The following is an 11,701-nucleotide window of genomic DNA, read 5'->3' as shown; positions in this document are numbered from 1 at the left end:
AAGAAATAGTCGCCTCTCCAATTATTGTGTAGAACGGCAGAGACGTATCAGTACCTTCACTCCAGAGCCTTCAGCAACTTCAGCCGTACCCATATGCGAGGTTTTACCCATGAAGAAAGGTTTTGCAGCAGATATTGAGACAGAGACCGTAAAGAACACCGATTTCCGCAGAGTCCTCTATACAGGAAAGTACAGCCAGCTCGTGCTGATGAGCTTAAAGCCCGGCGAAGAGATCGGATCAGAAGTCCATGATGACATCGACCAGTTCTTCCGCTTCGAGGAGGGAGAAGGAACAGTCGTCATTGACGGTGTGGAACATGCCGTGAAAGACGGAACGGCGGTCATCGTCCCTGCAGGTGCAGAGCATAACGTGATCAACACCTCCTCAGCTGGTGATCTCCGGCTCTATACCCTCTATGCCCCCCCGGAACACAAGGACGGAACCATCCACGCAACAAAAGCAGTGGCCGATGCCGCCCATGAGCATTTCGACGGCAGAACGACCGAGTAACCAGCCTGAAAAAATACCACCTTCTTTTTTCGCGACTGACCCTCTCCAAACCGGTTGAGTTGGTCATCGGGCACGCATCTGAAATTCATATCCGGCAGTTTCGGGCACCAGCCCGGTTTCTGGTCGTGCATCATTTCCAGGCATCTTTTCCAAGCTTATAAATGCACCTGGCACCACCTCTCATGGAATGAAAGAGCTCCTCCGCCAGGCAAGCCACCTCCTCTTCGGAGTAGGTGCTGCCGCCCTCATTCTTATCCTTGATCGCGAGTATGCCATCGTTTTCTTCACCTTTATCCTCTTCATCGGCTTTCTCCTCCTTGAAATCTTTACACGCGGGTACTCGCCTCCGGTGCTCGGCACGATCATGAAATGGCTGGAACGGAAGCGCACCGTCCCGGCACAGGGTGCGCTTGCGTTTGTTGTCGGGATTCTGATCTGTATCGTCTTCTTCCCGATGACGATTGCTGCAGTTGCTGTTCTTGCACTCGGAATCCATGACTCCATCTCGACGATAGTGGGAGTGAAGTATGGAAAACACCGGATTTATCAGAAGAAGACGCTTGAGGGGACACTAGCAGGCATGCTTGCAACAACAGCAGTCCTTGCTCTCCTCATCGCCCCGCTCCTTGCTCTCATCACCGCGGCTGCAACAGCAGTAATCGAGCTCTATTCGCCAATTGATGACAACCTTGTCATCCCGATCAGCATCTGCCTGCTGCTCTGGATACTGGTCTGACACTCTCACCTGTTTCCCGTGCTGTGTGCGTCATGAGTGGTGGAGATGGGGGAGGTACTGATCAGGATTTGAGGTCTCTCAATATGTGGAAAAATATATATAACTCATTGAACATAGTATATGGCATATGAAAGCACTCCCTCTCATCCTCTGTCTCTTCCTCCTCCTCGCAACGGCCGCCCCGGCGCTTGCAGCAGAAGGAAAAGTCCCTGCTGCTGAGCCGCTCCGCGGATCGGCAAAAGCAGAGGAAGCAACCGGCCAGAAAGGGCCTGCACAGGATCAGGCACGCTCACCCCCCGATCCACCAGGTGAGGCGGTTGCTGAAGATGCCAGAGAGACGCCACCAAAGCCTCCTGCAGATCCGGTTCGCCTGCGTGAGGCGATCCGATCCCATGACGAGGCAGGAGACGATCTGGTTCGCACCCTTCCCGCACCTGCACGGGAGCGTTTCAGGCATGAACACCAGGTGCGGACCGCTGTCTTCTCCCTCCTTGCAGCAGAAAACATGACCGGCATCGGACCGGAGGTTGCCGGGATCGCACGATCATATAATGCCTCGGTCAGTTCCCAGTGGCGAGATGAAGCTGCTCTTGAAGCAAGATCCGGGATCATGACGGCACTCTTCGGCGGCGATCACAAGACTGCAGAACAAATACGGCTGCATGCAGACGAGAACCTTGGAAACGTCCGGGAGCTGAGAAACGCGATCCAGGCAGCAGATCCCGCCACCCGGTCTATCCTGCTTGAGCAGCTTGATGCCATGGAAGAGGAACAGCATCGCCTTCTGGAACGGGCGATGGTGGAAAAAAACAGACGCGGCATCTTCGGCTGGATCTTGGGCTGAGTCCATACCATGGAGGGGCAGGACAATCCTCCATCATACATCTTTTTTAGGGTATGGGTCAACAGGTACTGGTACATTGCCAGACACTACCTGCGGGATGTCGTCCTGGTCTGACGCCTCCTGCCATACTGGCTGTGTGAATCATTCAGGGGCCTGTAGCTTAGCTGGTTAGAGCGCCCGGCTCATAACCGGGCGGTCATGCGTTCAAATCGCATCAGGCCCATATCTAAAACCCTCTTTCTCTGAAACGAAGGTGTTCAAAAAAGGAGTTATATGGATGGGTCCGGTAGAGGGCGCGCACAGGAAGCAGTAGTTTTTCACATCCGCATTATGCCTTCCTCCCAGTGTAAAATCACATTTTTTCGCCTTCATGGGGTATTGAATCGCCAAATGCGAATTTCTCTCCTTACTATCGATCCGGACATGATACTGATACTTAAGTAATGCATGCACCAACCGGGGTATATGAAGTGCCCGGTCTGTGGTGATGACTGCGTCTCTGATGCCTTTGAGATTATTAACGGCATGGAGACGATCTTTGCTCCCTGCCCCCGCTGCAGGGGGAGAACACTTGAGAAGAAGAGCATACCCCCCGACTACCAGATACCAGATCCCTGCATCTGCGGGAAACGGTTCATTGACGATGTCTATGCAGCCATCTACAAAATCGGGGTGGAAGAAGGGGACCTGGCTGGATCTGAATCCTTAAAAGATGTTGGCATACCTCTTATTCATCCGGGAATGGTGCTTGAGGAACCTCCCTACCTGCCTCCCCGCTCTCTTGTGCTCCTGACCGACCAGTTCACCGAAGAGACTGCCAGGCGAATTGTTGATTCTGTTCCTGAAGTCCGTGGAGTCGTCCGCGACAATCACATCACTCCCGGACTTGTCGATCCGGATACAATGGAGACTCCACAGACGCATACCCTCCTTGCAGGCTGTGATGTCCGGGCAAACATCTTCGCAACCCAGGTGGGCCCGATCGTCACCTACAAACAGGCATCAACCATGCATATCGAATTTCCCCGGCCCATCAACCCCAAGATCATCTCAGTTGATCGCCAGATCTTCAAACGCCATCCAAAGGTCTTTGTTGATGCCTGCTCTGGCCCCGGTACCCTTGGGATTGCCGCCGGACGCCTCGGCGTCCAGCGCCTGATCTTCAATGATGCCTGGTATGCCGCTGCCTTCTGGACCGCCTTTAATCTCAGGGTAAATCATGCGTATCTCGGCATTGATGATGTGGAGATATTCGAGAGCTACCAGGCGATGGCTGAGACACCGGTGAGAACGGATCCCCACCTTGTTGCGATTGCCAGGGGATCCGTATCAGCAGAAGTCTACCAGGGAGACTACCGCCTCCTCTCGCCGCACCTCCCGGATACGGATCTGTTAACGGTCATCGATCTCTTCGACAAGGGTTCGCGGGAGATGGTTGATTCAGTCATCTCGGACTGGAAGGCAAAAAACCATGGGGATGTATTTATCCCATAAAAAAACAGAATAAATACGGGAACTAGCCTGGGTGGTTAGACGTCACCTGTGACCCGAAACCGTCGACATGCGGGGGGCGAAGTCTGAGGAAGGCCGTGGCAGCCTCCGGGAAGGGGGTTCATCCGACTGAGAAGCCTCGTCCTGTGAGGTCAGCGGACAGGGACCAATCCTCCGGAGGGAGGTGAGGCCTGTTGCCGTGGGAACCGGTCCAGGCCCGGAAGGGAGCAGACTCACCGCGGACGTATGGCGCCCACGGGGTAGCGGGGTGGAGAAGGATGGCCTCTGGAACGGGGGTATGTACGGACAACCGATGACGCGTTCCCAAACACGCTGATTTCTATGGTGAAAGTGACGATCATCGGAGCGACAGGGCAGGTTGGATCGTATGCTGCCCATGCCATTTCGCAGATAGCCCAGATCAAGGAGGTCTGCCTCTTTGGCCGTGAGGGGAACCAGCAGTACCTGGAAGGTCTCTCCCGCGATATGCGGGATTCATTTGCCGCGCGCGGCACGAATACCAGGATAAGCTGGAGCTGTGATGAAAAGGATCTCCGTGGATCTGACATTATCATCCTGACTTCAGGCGTGGCACGAAAGGCAGACGAGAGCAGACTCGATCTCGCCATTAAAAACGCGGCGGTTGTCGCAGAGTATGCTGAAAAAATCGGCAGAACCGCATCAGATACGCTTCTTTTTGTTATTACCAACCCGGTCGACGTCATGACCGCAGTTGCCCTCAGGTACTCACATCTCCCGCCTCACAGGGTATTTGGGCTTGGCACACACCTTGACTCGATGAGGCTGAAATCCTGTATTGCCGAATTCTTCAATGTGCATGTCTCAGAAGTCCATACCAGGATCATCGGTGAACACGGCGACACGATGGTGCCCCTCTGGTCTGCAACAACGATCGGTGGCATCCAGATAAGCAACCTGCCTGCATTCTCGTCTCTTCCCAAAGAGAAGATGATGGAGATGGTCAAGACGAGCGGATCCCTAATCATCAAGGCAAAAGGCTCAACCGTCTATGGGCCAGGTGATGCGATAGCAACAATCATCAGGACTATTGTTGAAGATGAACACCGTATCCTGACTGTTTCGACATTCATCAGACAGGAGGTTCACGATATCGGCAGTGTCTGTATCGGTGTGCCTGCACGTCTCACGCGGGGCGGCGCTTTTCCGGTTCCAATCAAGCTCTCAGATGAGGAAGTTGACGCATTCCGTACATCAACAGAACAGATCCGGACTGTTACAAAGAATGTCTTTTCGACGCTTGAGACGATGAACAAAGAAAAAGAGAATTAGATCATCCGGCTGAGATCAACAATCTCTGCACGGTCGATTCCGGGAACCTCAAGGAACTTTGCCTCGATAGTTTCTGTTGCGCCCTCTTCATCCTCGATGACGGTTGCAACCTTGAGTGCGACAAGCCCAAAGCCGATAGGCTCATCCCTGATATCAGAGATGCCTGGTATCTTCTCGCGGATCGCTGCCTTCAATGCCTCAAGATCCACATCCGGAGACTCTGGCATCACTTTCAGAATAACTGCTACTGCTCCCATCTTCACGGCCCCTGGAATCCACAGGTCTGGCAGACATACGGAATGCTCTGCAATCTGCACCTGGCACACCGGCGTATCAGCTCGGAGCACTCAGGACATTTGAACTCGGTCGCTCCCCGTTCAGCAAGGGGGGCATTACATGATGTACATTTTGCTATTGCCATAGTTTGGACTCCCTTATAAGATTGGCATACCTCGGTTATAATTCCTCTGTCCTGCAGTTGATCAGTGTTCCGTAAAGCCGATCTCCAATCAGCGCACGCCTGACTCTCCCGGGCTCTCTTCCATTGATAATTGCCGCTCTGATCCCCCTCTCAAGAACAAACCCGGGGAATGCCGGATCAACCGTATCAGTGCTGAGGGGCTCTGTCATCTCCTTCAGCATGGTTCCCTGAATCATGATCCCATCCTGAGACTTCAGAACCAGCAGCGGGAGATCCAGGTACCATGCAACCCAGGCAGCGATCGTATCAGAGGTGATATCCCAGGAATGCGGCAGGGGATCCTTCTTCCGGAGCAGGCAGTATGGCAGGAGCACTGACGTCTTCTGTATCCCGCGTGGATCCTCAACAGGTGGTATTCCAAACGAAGCAATATAGTGGGCAAACTGCTCCATTGCAGCAATAGCCATCCAGTGTGCGGCATCAGGCGGGGGATGTAACTCACGGATCCGGTCTGCAAAGATGCCTCCTCCTGGAACGACAAGCACCCTCCTCTCCGAAGTCCTGATCACCTCCACGAGCCGGGGAACAAATTCAATGAGACTTCCACCCAGCTTGACAACGACTGCCTCCATCTACAGAAGATGAAACCGCGGATGTAAAAAAGCCATACATCCATATATCCACATGCACAGGTTGCTTCTTGGTATTCTTCTCCTTCTCTGTATCCCCCAGGCAGTCTGCGGGATCACTGTCACAGCCTTCTGCCCGGATCCCTATCTCCCCTATGATCCTGATGAATTTATCATTCTCACCGGTCAGGGCAGCCTTGACGGCTGGACGATCACCGATGGTGAAGGGACCCTCAGCTTCCCTCCCGGCACATGGATAGACGGGGATCTCATCATCGCCAGGCAGGCCGAAGCCTACAAAATAACACATGGAACATACCCGGATTTTGAATGGGAAAACTCTACACCTGCGGTTCCAGGTCTCGATCACGTCGGCAGGTTCATCCTGGCAAATGCCGCTGATGAGATTGAACTGTATTACCATGGTGAGCTCATGTTTGAGGTTCACTGGCCGCGGGATCTCCGCCCCCGGAGAGGGCAGGTGCACAGGTATATCGATGGTGTCTGGAACCCGCGCCCATTCATGATCGGCCAATCCGATTTTGAGCCGATCCGGGTTGAAGATGTTGCAGCCACACTCTTTGTCTCCCCTGATTCGTCCTACGAGGTCTTCGAGGAGGCTATCCGGTCTGCCGACCGTTCCATCCAGGTTAGTGTCTACGAGTTTACCCATACCGGTATCGGCGACCTGCTTGCGGATGCACACAACCGGGGCGTGGAGGTGCATATCCTGCTTGAAGGAATCCCGGTCGGCGGGGTATGCCCTGATCAGACCCATCTCCTGACCCGGCTGAACCAGTCGGGCATCCCAGTTGATCTGATGGGCAGTCCGGGCAGCGGGGAACCGACCCGCTACCGGTTCATGCATGCAAAATACCTCGTCATCGATTCCGAATCTGTCATTCTGACCAGTGAGAATCTCAAGGAGAGCGGTATCCCCTATACCGGTGTCAGGGGAAACAGGGGATGGGGTGTCTGGATACACGACACCCGGGTAGCAGAGTACTTCGGCATGGTCTTTGCTGAAGATTCGACAGGATGGGACATCTTTCCGATCACGCTGGCCAGTACCCGGCACGAGCCTGCGGAATACCGGGTGACGCCGCAGCAATCCCGGTTTGCGCCTCTTCGGATCGAAGGGGCAACAGTTACCCCTGTCATCTCTCCAGATACATCATACCTTGTCCCTGCACTCGTCAATGAAGCAGAGCACTCACTTGCCATCCAGCAGGCATATATCAGGAACTGGACCAGGAACGCTCCAAACCCCTGGCTGGATGCGGCAACAGGGGCGGCCGGAAGGGGCGTTGATGTCCGTATCATCCTTGATTCAACATGGTACAATCTCCAGGGCGAGAGAGGAAACGACTACATTGTGGGTCTTGTCAATACTCATGCAGCAGAGACTGATCACGCCCTTGAGGCAAGGCTCTTTGATCCCGATCGTGGCGGGGCGTCCCGCATCCATACCAAGGGCGTGATCGTTGATGATCGGGCGGTTCTCATATCCAGTATCAACTGGAACGAGAACTCTCCGATGAACAACCGTGAAACAGGAGTCATCATCGAACACCCCGATGCAGCCGCATACTATATGCGGGTCTTTGAAGATGACTGGAGCAATGAATATACCCTCCCAGGGGACGTTATATCCACAGATGATCTCCTGAAACCCGCCATAGCGGTTGCTGTCATCCTTTTCTTTGCAGGAATTGTGATCGGAAGAAGGATGAAAGAAAAATAGGAAACTTATCTCTTTCCTTTCTTTGCGCACTGGCAGATATCACAGATTGTGATATTGCCCTGCTCTTCGTTCATAACTGCAAAAGCCCAGCGGTCAAGCATGGCAGCCATGTCATCTGAGACTTCAATCTCACCAGATCCCCGTTTCCTGCTCAGGTACTGGGATATGGCTGCGCGTGATATGCCGAGCCTCCGCGATACTTCGCTCTGCCGGACACCCTGGCCGTTGACGAGCCGGTACACAAGCTCCGCTCTCATACGGGGTAGATAATTCCGTGCCAGCTCGTCACAGAGCATGATATCGCAGCAGGTCTTCTTCATGCGGTTGCCATCTGGGCTTCGTCACTTTTGGACTCGTAGATGATCTGCCGTGCATCCCTGAAGTTGAACTTCTCAATGATGAGACCCTGTTCTTTGAGTCTCTTTAATGCGTAGCGCACTGTTCTGGGTGCCAGACTGCTCTCCTGTACGATGTCCTTATGTGTCATGGAGCCACCCTGCTCAAGAAGGTGAAGCACCTTCAGTGATGAGGGTGGGAGCACCTGGGTTTGCATACCAGTATGTTAACGCTGTTAACATAAGAACCTATCGCTTGATAAGCGATCCGGTCACTACTTCTCTATGATGCCGATATCATCCGGAAGAAGAGCAGCACTCCTTTTGTCCGGTTCAATCCTCGTTATCCTGGTCTTCCATGGTCTAATCTCACATACCGGCCCGGACTTCTTCTCAACACCCTATGATCCAGAGCTTTCAGATGGTGTATTTGTCTCCTTTGAGGGTGAGGTTCTGGATATCAGGCACACCCGCACCGGTGGCCACAGGATCGTGGATGTATCAGGCACAAAACTCTTCATACCACGGGGCATTGATCCCCCTGAGTTCAGGATAGGAGATCAGATCGCTGTCTATGGCATCACAACCACATTTCATGGAGAGAAAGAGATCATCATTCAGAAGAGCGCTGATATTATTCTTCTCTAACGGGGTTCGGACTCGAAGATATCTGCATTCTTCTTTTTGTCGAACTTCAGGTCTCCAAAATTCCGGAGTTTCCCCCCCTCCTCCCTCTCGCTCTGTTCACGTGTAAATTTCCCCTTCTTCGGCTTCCTCCCCTCAACACCGGCTCCGGGGTCATCGTCATCAATAAAAGAGATCCGGGACATGAGGGGATAGTTGTCCCCTCCCCAGATAATGGTATTGGGTGGATTATGGCTCAACAGCCCATGCCGGGAGTTCCGGTGTGAACCCAAGAGCCCACATGACCACGGTGAAGAGGAAGAATGTCCAGAAGATAACACCCATAAGATTCAGACCCCAGCCGGAGCGGATGAGCGTCTTCATATCAATATACCCTGTTCCAAACGCAACAGCATTCGGCGGTGTTGCGACAGGCAGCATAAAGGCAAGTGATGCGCAGACTGCTGCTGTAATCATCAGCAGGTAGGGATGGAGCCCCATCGTCAGTGCGGTAACTGCCATAATCGGCATCATCACAGATGCAATCGCTGTATTTGACGAGACCTCTGTCAGGAGCGAAACAGAGAGTGCAACGATCAAAACGATCAGCACAATCGGGAGGGCGTGGAGCATCGTGAACGAATTGACGATCAGTTTCGCAAGACCGCTCTGGATAAACGCTGCCGAGAGGCAGAGACCACCGCCGAAGAGGAGCAGGATCCCCCAGGGGATCTTCACAGCCCACTCCCAGTTCATGGTGAAGATGCCCTTCTTCAGATCAACCGGGAGGAAGAAGAGGAGTGTGGCACCAAATATTGCAATCACCGTATCAGAGATCCCCGGAAAGATCTGATCAAGACCGGGGATGGTGACGCCGCCAATCACTTTTGTTGAGGCATTAATCCAGCAGAGTGCGGTGAGAATAAAGACAAAGAGCGTCCATTTCTCTCCCCTGCTCATGGGCCCAAGCTCTTCCATCTCGCGTTGAATAACATCCTTTGCCTGGGTGAGTTTCATGGGGAGATGCCGGTAGGGCACCTTGATCAGCCAGAGCCAGACAATCGGGATGAAGATAGTGGCAAGGGGAACGCCAAATTTCATCCAGGTAAAGAAGTCTATATCAGGTGCTGCCGGGAAGAGGATCTTCATCTGGGCGATAAATATCCCGTTTGGAGGTGAACCGATGATAGTTGCGATTCCCCCGATATTGGCGGCATAGGCAACCGCAATGATCAGGCAGCCGGCAAGATCATGCTGCTCCTCGGTCATCTGGTCGAGTTTTGTATTCAGCGACGGCATCACGGTTGCAATGATCGCAATTGCAATTGGGATCATCATCATCGCAGTTGCCGTGTTTGAGATCCACATCGAGAGAAAACCGGTTGCAATCATGAACCCGAGGATGAGACGCCGTGGACTTGTACCGACAATATTGATGATTGAAAGGGCAATCCTCCGGTGAAGGCCCCATCGCTGCATCGACATCGCGATGATAAAACCACCAAGGAAGAGGAAGATAACCGGGTCGGCATACGGTGTGGTTGCTTCCCTGACTGAGAGAACTCCAAGAAGCGGGAAGAGGATAATTGGCAAAAGCGCAGTCACTTCAAGAGGTATTGCTTCTGTAACCCAGAAGATTGCCATGAGAAGGGTGACAGCAAGTGCATATCGCGCCTCGATCGGAATAACTGCCGGATCCACCGGTGCAAGGACTACTGTGAGAAAAACCAGCAGTCCAACTATTTTCCCGATCTCTTTCTTCATTCCATCTATTTATGGAGGTTATGGATTATTAGTATTCCTTTTCGAAACAGGCGCTTTCTCATGCACAAAAATTGCTTTTCGTGTCTTTATTTCAACTAAATGGGGAAAAAAACGGACTCTGCCGGGCATTCGGTTCCGCCAACCCTGCTCAGAACCCTGCCAGTGCATCTGCTATGGCTTTTCGAAGACCCTCATCTTCCACATCCCCCATCTCAGAAAGCCCCTTTCGTGCAGCCGGATCTCCGATCCGCCCAAGCGCCCAGGCCGCTTTCTTCCTGACTTTCATGACAGGATCGTTTTTGAGAATCCCGATGAGCGGCTCAACTGCCCGCGGATCCCCAATCAGCCCAAGCCCCTCAACAGCACCGAGCCTGTTCCATTTTTCTTCGCTCTTCAGAAGCTCAATCAGGGGCAATACAGCCTCCGGATCCTGTAGTTTGCCAAGCGATTTTGCCGCAAGCCAGCTGACATCCTCATAGGGGTCAGAGAGCGCCTCGATGAGCGGCCCGACTGCCCGGGAATCCCCCTCGTCCCCGAGAGCCTCCGCGGCCCGCCACCGGTAATTCAGTGTCCCCTCCCTGAGAAGGGAGATGAGAAGAAAAAAATTCTCCTCTTTTTTTGTACCTTCCTCATCCATTTCGGACAATCCCAACACCTAGGCGCCTTATGGCGCAGGGCTACATATAATTTTGCTGATCGTGACGCTCTTAAGAGCCAGAAACCTAAACTACTGGTATGTCAGATGGGAGCAGTGACGAGTGCAGCACCTTTGCAGTTGCACCAGGTGAGAAAGTGGATATTCTCGAACTGGAGGAGCTTGGGCGACGATATGATATTTCGATATACCTCTACTTTGAAGAGGATCTGGCCAGGTCTTCATCCATTGAGAAGGATATCGAAACATTCAAGGACGTCTCCGAGTATGAACGCCCCTTTATCCGGCTTGAGAAGTTTATTGCATTTGCCTCCACACAGGATCGTGAATTCCGCGAAAAACTCAAAGAACTCCCTCTCATCCTTGAGGTCATATCCTGTGGCGACGCAGTCATAGAAGGAGAGAACCGGCGCTATATCACAACGCTGATGCCGTTTCTCGATGAGATGGAATCCCTGCCGGTCTGAAAAGATGCCTCCTCGCTATTTTATGTGGGTAGTTTGAAGCAGGTGCGGCGCGGGTATCGGGGGGCGGGGTCAGGCGAAGGGAGCAGGATGACAGAGCAGATCTATCCGTGCTCATCAGAGCAACCTGAAAGGCGATTCCAAAGGAATCGGGCGTTTATCTGCTCTGGCA

The 11,701-nt window shown here is 53.0% G+C and carries 16 protein-coding genes, 1 tRNA gene and 1 other RNA gene; 10 read left to right on the top strand and 8 right to left on the bottom strand.

Annotated elements, in window-relative coordinates:
• The first annotated feature begins 109 nt into the window (after nt 1-109).
• From ABCO64_RS07215 to ABCO64_RS07185, 7 genes are all read left to right on the top strand, one after another.
• Entirely contained in the window at nt 110-511 is a 402-nt protein-coding gene (locus ABCO64_RS07215) for a cupin domain-containing protein (protein ID WP_253459915.1), read from the top strand.
• A gap of 187 nt (nt 512-698) precedes the next feature.
• A complete protein-coding gene (locus ABCO64_RS07210; protein WP_253459918.1) occupies nt 699-1,247 on the top strand; it encodes a diacylglycerol/polyprenol kinase family protein in 549 nt (182 codons plus the stop codon).
• A gap of 127 nt (nt 1,248-1,374) precedes the next feature.
• Nucleotides 1,375-2,091 carry a hypothetical protein gene (locus tag ABCO64_RS07205; protein WP_253459923.1) on the top strand — a complete coding sequence of 239 codons (717 nt, stop codon included), beginning with the start codon at nt 1,375-1,377 and terminating at the stop codon, nt 2,089-2,091.
• A gap of 149 nt (nt 2,092-2,240) precedes the next feature.
• Nucleotides 2,241-2,314: transfer RNA gene (locus tag ABCO64_RS07200), tRNA-Ile, on the top strand.
• A gap of 242 nt (nt 2,315-2,556) precedes the next feature.
• The gene (locus tag ABCO64_RS07195) at nt 2,557-3,585 is read left to right on the top strand and encodes a hypothetical protein (RefSeq protein WP_253459925.1); all 1,029 of its coding nucleotides are present in this window, start codon (nt 2,557-2,559) and stop codon (nt 3,583-3,585) included.
• Nucleotides 3,586-3,600: 15 nt separating this feature from the next.
• An RNA gene (ffs, locus tag ABCO64_RS07190) (signal recognition particle sRNA) lies at nt 3,601-3,910 on the top strand.
• A gap of 14 nt (nt 3,911-3,924) precedes the next feature.
• A complete protein-coding gene (locus ABCO64_RS07185) occupies nt 3,925-4,893 on the top strand; it encodes a malate dehydrogenase (protein ID WP_253459928.1) in 969 nt (322 codons plus the stop codon).
• Here ABCO64_RS07185 and ABCO64_RS07180 read toward each other — a convergent pair.
• From ABCO64_RS07180 to ABCO64_RS07170, 3 genes are read right to left on the bottom strand one after another with little or no spacing between them, the layout of a single operon-like run.
• Nucleotides 4,890-5,150 carry an elongation factor 1-beta gene (locus ABCO64_RS07180; RefSeq protein WP_253459931.1) on the bottom strand — a complete coding sequence of 87 codons (261 nt, stop codon included), beginning with the start codon at nt 5,148-5,150 and terminating at the stop codon, nt 4,890-4,892. The two genes, ABCO64_RS07185 and ABCO64_RS07180, sit on opposite strands and share 4 nt — an antisense overlap.
• Before the next feature lie 2 nt (nt 5,151-5,152).
• Nucleotides 5,153-5,314 carry a zinc finger domain-containing protein gene (locus ABCO64_RS07175; protein ID WP_253459934.1) on the bottom strand — a complete coding sequence of 54 codons (162 nt, stop codon included), beginning with the start codon at nt 5,312-5,314 and terminating at the stop codon, nt 5,153-5,155.
• A gap of 35 nt (nt 5,315-5,349) precedes the next feature.
• Nucleotides 5,350-5,946, bottom strand: coding sequence for an amino acid kinase family protein (locus ABCO64_RS07170; protein WP_253459937.1), 597 nt, complete (start codon nt 5,944-5,946; stop codon nt 5,350-5,352).
• A 52-nt stretch (nt 5,947-5,998) separates the two neighbouring features.
• Here ABCO64_RS07170 and ABCO64_RS07165 point away from each other — a divergent pair, with 52 nt between their 5' ends.
• The gene (locus ABCO64_RS07165) at nt 5,999-7,687 is read left to right on the top strand and encodes a phospholipase D-like domain-containing protein (protein ID WP_253459941.1); all 1,689 of its coding nucleotides are present in this window, start codon (nt 5,999-6,001) and stop codon (nt 7,685-7,687) included.
• A 5-nt stretch (nt 7,688-7,692) separates the two neighbouring features.
• On the opposite strand, the gene ABCO64_RS07160 is transcribed toward ABCO64_RS07165, so the two are convergent.
• Both ABCO64_RS07160 and ABCO64_RS07155 read right to left on the bottom strand, forming a co-directional pair.
• Entirely contained in the window at nt 7,693-8,007 is a 315-nt protein-coding gene (locus tag ABCO64_RS07160) for a transcriptional regulator (RefSeq protein WP_253459944.1), read from the bottom strand.
• Nucleotides 8,004-8,240: a winged helix-turn-helix transcriptional regulator gene (locus tag ABCO64_RS07155; RefSeq protein WP_253459946.1), complete on the bottom strand. Its 237-nt coding sequence runs from the start codon at nt 8,238-8,240 to the stop codon at nt 8,004-8,006. The genes ABCO64_RS07160 and ABCO64_RS07155 overlap by 4 nt, the downstream gene beginning before the upstream one ends.
• 67 nt (nt 8,241-8,307) lie before the next feature.
• Between ABCO64_RS07155 and ABCO64_RS07150 the strand changes: the two genes are divergently transcribed.
• A complete protein-coding gene (locus ABCO64_RS07150; RefSeq protein ID WP_253459949.1) occupies nt 8,308-8,670 on the top strand; it encodes a hypothetical protein in 363 nt (120 codons plus the stop codon).
• Here the strand turns inward: ABCO64_RS07150 and ABCO64_RS07145 are convergent.
• From ABCO64_RS07145 to ABCO64_RS07135, 3 genes are all read right to left on the bottom strand, one after another.
• Nucleotides 8,667-8,852, bottom strand: coding sequence for a hypothetical protein (locus ABCO64_RS07145; protein WP_343089309.1), 186 nt, complete (start codon nt 8,850-8,852; stop codon nt 8,667-8,669). The genes ABCO64_RS07150 and ABCO64_RS07145 overlap by 4 nt on opposite strands.
• A gap of 43 nt (nt 8,853-8,895) precedes the next feature.
• Nucleotides 8,896-10,410 carry an SLC13 family permease gene (locus ABCO64_RS07140; RefSeq protein ID WP_253459955.1) on the bottom strand — a complete coding sequence of 505 codons (1,515 nt, stop codon included), beginning with the start codon at nt 10,408-10,410 and terminating at the stop codon, nt 8,896-8,898.
• A 148-nt stretch (nt 10,411-10,558) separates the two neighbouring features.
• A complete protein-coding gene (locus ABCO64_RS07135; RefSeq protein ID WP_253459958.1) occupies nt 10,559-11,047 on the bottom strand; it encodes a HEAT repeat domain-containing protein in 489 nt (162 codons plus the stop codon).
• Nucleotides 11,048-11,145: 98 nt separating this feature from the next.
• Between ABCO64_RS07135 and ABCO64_RS07130 the strand changes: the two genes are divergently transcribed.
• Nucleotides 11,146-11,532 carry a hypothetical protein gene (locus ABCO64_RS07130; RefSeq protein ID WP_253459961.1) on the top strand — a complete coding sequence of 129 codons (387 nt, stop codon included), beginning with the start codon at nt 11,146-11,148 and terminating at the stop codon, nt 11,530-11,532.
• The last annotated feature ends 169 nt before the right edge of the window (nt 11,533-11,701 follow it).

Source organism: Methanocalculus natronophilus, assembly GCF_038751955.1.
In the GTDB taxonomy this organism is placed as follows: Archaea; Halobacteriota; Methanomicrobia; order Methanomicrobiales; family Methanocorpusculaceae; genus Methanocalculus; species Methanocalculus natronophilus.
This window is presented reverse-complemented; position numbering and strand designations above follow the sequence as displayed.